Source organism: Micromonospora sp. M51 (genome assembly GCF_018070305.1).
Classification (GTDB): Bacteria; Actinomycetota; Actinomycetes; order Mycobacteriales; family Micromonosporaceae; genus Micromonospora; species Micromonospora parva.
Genome location: NZ_JAGPXZ010000372.1, coordinates 1 through 5,841, shown reverse-complemented (window position 1 = coordinate 5,841; position 5,841 = coordinate 1). Strand labels below are relative to the sequence as shown.

Genomic DNA, 5,841 nt, shown 5'->3' with positions numbered 1-5,841 from the left:
TTGGTGGTCGCCGCGTGGGGCACGTCGACGCACCGGCCGGACTGGGTGCCGACGAGTTCGTTGGCCGAGCGGGGCGGGTTGGTGGGCGGGTCGGTGGGCGGGTCGGTCGGCGGGTTGGTGGGAGTGGCGCTGTTCAGCGCCTCCAGGGTGGCGTTGTAGGCGGCCTTCTTGTTGCCGTTGCACTCGAAGAGCAGCGGAGTGCCACCGGAGCGCCACGAGTCGCAGTCCCGCACGCCCCACACGGTGACCCCGTTGCAGCGGGCCACGGCCAGGCAGTCGTTGACCACGTTGCGGTAGGTGTTGGCCTGCGTCGTGCCGGAGCCTTCGATGTCCAGCTCGGTGACCTGCACGTCCACCCCGAGGGCGGCGAAGCTGGACAGCGTCGTGCGGTAGTTGCTGTTGTACGGCGAGTTGGCGTTGAAGTGCGACTGGAACCCGACGCAGTCGATCGGCACGCCCCGGGACTTGAAGTCGCGCACCATGTTGTAGACCGCCTGGGTCTTGGCCCAGGTCCAGTTGTCGGTGTTGTAGTCGTTGTAGCAGAGCTTCGCGTTCGGGTCCGCCGCGTCGGCGGCGCGGAACGCGGCCTCGATCCAGTCGTTGCCGGTGCGCTGCAGGTTCGAGTTACGACGGGCGCCGCTGTTGCCGTCCTCGAACGCCTCGTTCACCACATCCCACGAGTGGATCTTGCCCCGGTAGTAGGTGGCCACCCGGGTGACGTGGTTCAGCATCGCGCTGCGCAGCGCGGAGCCCTCCATGCCCTGCATCCAGCTCGGCTGCTGGGAGTGCCAGGCCAGGGTGTGGCCCCGGACCTTCCAACCCCGGGAGGTCGCATGGTTCACGATCCGGTCCGCGTTGCCGAAGGTGAAGTTGTTCTGCTGCGGCTCGGTCGCGTCGATCTTCATTTCGTTCTCGGGCGTGACGCTGTTGAACTCGCGGTTCAGGATCGTCGTGTAGGCACTGTCACCGAGCTTGTTCGCGGCGACGGCGGCGCCGAAGTAGCGGCCGGACTGGGCTGCGGCGGCGCCGAGGGTCGTCTCGGCGGCCTGGGCCAGATTGGGCAGCAGCGACACGATCAGGGTCAGAATTATCGCGGCGGTTCCGGAAAGAGTGAGCGTTCGCAGTCGGGTATGCCCGGTGAGACGGGTCCGGGAAGGCATGCTGATCCTCCGGTGGTGGGATAGGAAGAGCTCTGGCGCTGTTCGAGTGGGTGGCCCCGCCAGATGGCGGTGGTCACCGTGCTGAGTCCGCCCGAGCGGGCCGGCAGCGGCCTCAGGTGGTGGCCCGGATGCGGGTCGCTCGGGCTACTTGACCAGCGGGTGGAGCGTTGCGATGAGTGGGTCCGGTCGCCCGCCGGGACATGGTCGCGGGCGCTGGTACCGCAGGGTGGTGGATGTGGTCACCTGGCAGGTGGGTGGGCCTGACGGTTGCGTGAGGCGCCTCCTCCGCGGAAGGATCTTGTTAACGTTCACACCTGTCGATGGCTCCCAGGCTGGCAGAAAAATCCCTGGTTTTCAACCGGTAGTTTCGGACCTGTTACGGATCAGGGCGCCACGATTCGCGCGCCTTCCGGCGCACAAGATCGAACAATGCGTGACCGGTGGGTGGGTCAGCCGTGGATCAGCTGCCCGATCGGCTCAGTCCGACAGTGGTCGACGGCGGATGACCAACAGGGCGATGTCGTCGTTCGGGTGTTCCTCCGCCGTGGTGGCCATGATGTGGTCGCACAACGCCTCGGCCGGCCCGGGCCGCACGGCGTCGGCGAGACGCTCGATCCCGGTGTCGATCACCTCGCTGCGGCGCTCGACCAACCCGTCGGTGTAGAAGACCAGCGCCGCGCCCGGCGGTAGGTCCAGAACCGTGGTGCGGCGATTGCTCACCGGCCGGCCCACCCCGAGTGGCCGGTCCACCGACACGCTGACGGGCACGCTGGGCTGGTCGGGAACAGCCAGCAGTGGGGGAAGGTGGCCCGCCGAGGAGACGTGCACCCGCGTGCGGTCGGGAGAGATCAGGGCGTAGACGGCGGTGGTGAGAGTGCCGGCCTCGAAGTGGTGGATCTTGCGGTCGAGTGAGGTCAGTGCCTGGGCGGGGTCGTCGGAATCCAGAGCGTAGGCGCGTAGCGCGCTGCGGATGCGTCCCATCACGACGGCGGACGGCAGCCCGTGACCGGAGACGTCGCCGATGACGGCGCCCAGCCACCCCGATGGCAACGTGAACACGTCGTACCAGTCGCCACCGATGCCCAGGTCGTGGCCCGGAATGTAGCGGGCGGCCAGGTCCAGGCCGGGAACGTCGGGCAGTCGGCCCGGTAGCAGGCTGTGTTGCAGCGCCAGCGCCGCCTGCCGGTCGAGAACCTGTGCGCGGGCCTGACCGGCGAGGCTGGCCCGATCGGCGACGAGCTGCAACAGCTGCACGTCGTCCGGGCCGAACCGCCGCAGCGTCAGGGAGCCGACGTGCAGTACGCCGACGAGGTTGCCGTTGACGAGCATGGGCACGCCCAGCAGGACACGGATGCCCTTGACGAGCAGGATGGGATTGACCACGTCGTCCGGCCCGACGTCATAGATCATGACCGGTCCGCGGGTCGCCGCCACCCGACCGGCGAAGCCGCGTCCGACCCGGATGCGGAAACCGCGGCGTACCTCCTCCTCCAGGCCCTTGGCCGCTGTCGCGACGAGCTCACCGGTGTGGTCGTCAAGCAGCAGGATGGTGGCGGTGTCGACCTTGAGCAGGTCCCGGATCCGTTCGAGCAGCTCGTCGAGCAACTCGGCGATGTTCAGCCCAGAGAGGGCCGCGTCGGTGATCGCCTCGATACGACGCAGCCGCTCGTCATTCGTCACCAGCTCGGCATCGGCCACGCAGGAAGCCTAGACGCCGGCCCGCCGCCGTCGGCACGCCAGCAGCGAGATCGACAGTGTCCGTCGCCCGACGGCGAGTACCCGCCTCTGTCTCCGACCTCACCGACCCGATCTGAGCCCGGCCGTGCGGGCCTGACTAATGTCATGTGTGCCTGTGCGCCATGCATCGAAGGTCATGACTAAGCGCACTGGAGACCGCCCCGTCCTGTCGATGAGACTCGATGCAACGCCGGAACAACAGCCGGCCGAGTTCGAAGGGCGGCGAGACGGTGGACGAACGCTACGACAGCTACTGCGCCGCAGATCGGCTGTTCTACGACTCGCTCGGCAGCGCCGTCGCGCAGCCCGTCTTCCCGGCCGCCGACCGGCCGGTACCGGCCGGCTGGCGCCGTGAGCCGCTCGACGACTGGCTGATCTACGCGCCCGACGGCGGCTCGCTGCCCCAGCAGGGCTGGAAGATTCACGTGTCGGCAGGTCTGGCGAACGCCGAGCGGGTGCTGGACGCGGTCTGGAACTACTGCGTCCCCCGCGGCCTGTCCTTCAAGTTCCTGCGCGGGCCACGCACGCTGCTGCTGCGCAACTCCAAGTACGCCGCCCGGGCGGCCAGCGGCAAGTTCGTCACCGTCTACCCGCGCGACGACGCCGAGCTGGAACTGACCTGCAAGGAACTCGACGAACTGCTCACCGGCGAGCCCGGACCGTACATCCTCAGCGACCTGCGCTACGGTGCCGGCCCCGTCCACGTGCGCTACGGCGGCTTCGCCGCCCGCTACTGCCACTCTCCCGACGGCCAGGTGGTCCCGGCGATCGAGGACGACTCCGGCACGCTGGTGCCCGACCGCCGCGAACCGGTCTTCCACGTACCGTCCTGGATCACCCTGCCCGACTTCCTCGGCCCGCACCTGGCCGCCCGCAACGACACCAGCACCAACCAGGTGCCGTACCGGATCGAACGGGTGATCCACTTCTCGAACGGCGGTGGGCTGTACGTGGGCCGGGACCTGCGTACCGACACCGAGGTGGTCCTGAAGGAAGCTCGACCGCACGCCGGCCTGGACGCCGACGGCACCGACGCCGTCGCCCGGCTGGCCCGCGAGGCGCAGGCCCTGCGGCAACTCGCCGACCTGCCGCAGGTGCCGCAGGTGCACGACGAGTTCGTCCTCGGCGAACACCGGTTCCTCGCGCTCGAGTTCATCGACGGCAAACCGCTGAACAAGGTGCTTGTCGACAGGTACCCACTGATCGACGCCGACGCGACAGACGGCGACCGGGCGGCGTACGTCCGATGGGCCCGCCATGTCTACCAGCAGGTCGAAACCATCGTCGCGGCGATCCACGAGCGCGGCCTGGTCTACGGGGACCTGCACCTGTTCAACATCATGATCCGGCCGGACGACCAGGTTGCCCTCGTCGACTTCGAGGTGGCCGCCCCGATCGCCGGGCACCGCCGACCCGGGCTGCGCAACCAGGGCTTCGCGGCGCCGAGGGACCGCAGCGGCCCGGCGGTCGACAAGTACGCCCTGGCCTGCCTTCGGTTGGCGCTGTTCCTGCCGCTGACCCAGCTGGTCCGGCTCGCCCCCGCGAAGGTGACCCACCTGGCCGACATCATCGCCGCGAACTTCCCGGTGCCGAGGTCCTTCCTCGACCCGGCGGTCGAGGAGATCACCGGCGCCCCACCGGTCACCACCGACCCACGCATCGGCGCGGACGACTGGCCCACCATGCGTCACCAGCTGACGACGGCGATCGTGGCCAGCGCCACCCCCGAACGCGACGACCGGCTCTTCCCCGGCGACATCGAACAGTTCCGCAGTGGCGGCCTCAACCTCGCCCACGGAGCGGCCGGCGTGCTGTACGCGCTCGACAAGAGCGGCGCCGGGCGGTGGCCCGAACACGAGGACTGGCTGGTGCGGCGGGCGACAGCACCCCCGTCCGGCACCCGCTGCGGCTTCTACGACGGGCTGCACGGCGTCGCGTACGCACTCGCCCACCTCGGCCGCCGACAGGACGCACTGGACGTTCTCGACATCTGCCTGCGAGAACCACTGGACGGGCTCGACCACAGCCTGTCCGGCGGACTGTCCGGGATCGCGCTCAACCTGGCCGAGTTTGCCGGGCGTACCGGGGAGGCGTCGTTGCGCGACGCCGCGTGGCGGGCCGCCGAGCGGGTGATCGGCCAGCTGGCCGACGACCCGGGCCCGGACGTCAGCGGCGGACACCACCCGTACGCCGGGTTGCTGCGCGGCCGGACCGGACCGGCGCTGATGCTGCTGCGCCTCTACGAACTCAGCGGCGACGGCGAGCTGTTGGAGCACGCCGCCACGGCCCTGCGTCAGGACCTGCGCCGGTGTGTGCTGCGGCCGGACGGTGCGCTGGAGGTCAATGAGGGCTGGCGCACCATGCCCTACCTGGCGCACGGCAGCGTCGGCATCGGGCTGGTCCTCGACCAGTACCTGCGCCACCGGGCCGACGACCGGTTCGCCGAGGCGAGCGCGGGAATCCGCCGCGCGGCCCGCTCACCGTTCTACGCACAGTCCGGGCTCTTCGCCGGACGGGCCGGCATCATCGCCTACCTCGCCGCCTCGACCGAGAACGCCGACCGCCGCGAACTCGACGCGCAGCTGGACCGGCTGAGCTGGCACGCGCTGCCGTACCGGGAGGGGACCGCGTTCCCTGGCGAGCAGTTGCTGCGGCTCTCCATGGACCTCGGCACCGGTACCGCCGGCGTGCTGTACGCGCTGGCCAGCGCGCGGCACGACCAACCGCCGGCGCTGCCTTTCCTCGCGCCCCTGCCGGGCGCGCAGAGACTCCCTCGCCACAGCGAGGGCGACCTGATCAGCGAACGGATGGAAGGGAGGTGAACGACATGGCGCTTCTGGACCTCCAGGGCCTGGAGATGGCTCCGGCCGACCGCACGGGTGGCGGTAGCCGGGCGAGCCTGCTGCTCTGCGGCGACAGCTCGCTCTCCGTCACGACCTGCAAC

General features: G+C 69.8%; 4 protein-coding genes. 2 read left to right on the top strand and 2 right to left on the bottom strand.

All coding sequences use genetic code 11. From position 1 onward, the window contains the following. Both KBX53_RS19625 and KBX53_RS19620 read right to left on the bottom strand, forming a co-directional pair. The coding region (locus tag KBX53_RS19625; protein WP_210860886.1) for an endo-1,4-beta-xylanase at positions 1–1,160 on the bottom strand (1,160 nt) is incomplete at its 3' end. A 477-nt stretch (positions 1,161–1,637) separates the two neighbouring features. Further along, a complete protein-coding gene (locus KBX53_RS19620; RefSeq protein ID WP_030330818.1) occupies positions 1,638–2,858 on the bottom strand; it encodes a PP2C family protein-serine/threonine phosphatase in 1,221 nt (406 codons plus the stop codon). A 221-nt stretch (positions 2,859–3,079) separates the two neighbouring features. Here KBX53_RS19620 and lanKC point away from each other — a divergent pair, with 221 nt between their 5' ends. Together lanKC and KBX53_RS19610 are read left to right on the top strand one after the other, a co-directional pair. Beyond that, positions 3,080–5,719 carry a class III lanthionine synthetase LanKC gene (gene lanKC / locus KBX53_RS19615; RefSeq protein WP_247675889.1) on the top strand — a complete coding sequence of 880 codons (2,640 nt, stop codon included), beginning with the start codon at positions 3,080–3,082 and terminating at the stop codon, positions 5,717–5,719. 5 nt (positions 5,720–5,724) lie between these two features. Then, positions 5,725–5,841 (top strand): SapB/AmfS family lanthipeptide (locus KBX53_RS19610; protein ID WP_013734295.1); only part of this gene is annotated, 117 nt, incomplete at its 3' end.

Bases quoted from the DNA above. Each gene is read 5' to 3' on its own strand.
- lanKC (WP_247675889.1), top strand. From the start codon at position 3,080: ATGCAACGCCGGAACAACAGCCGGCCGAGTTCGAAGGGCGGCGAGACG.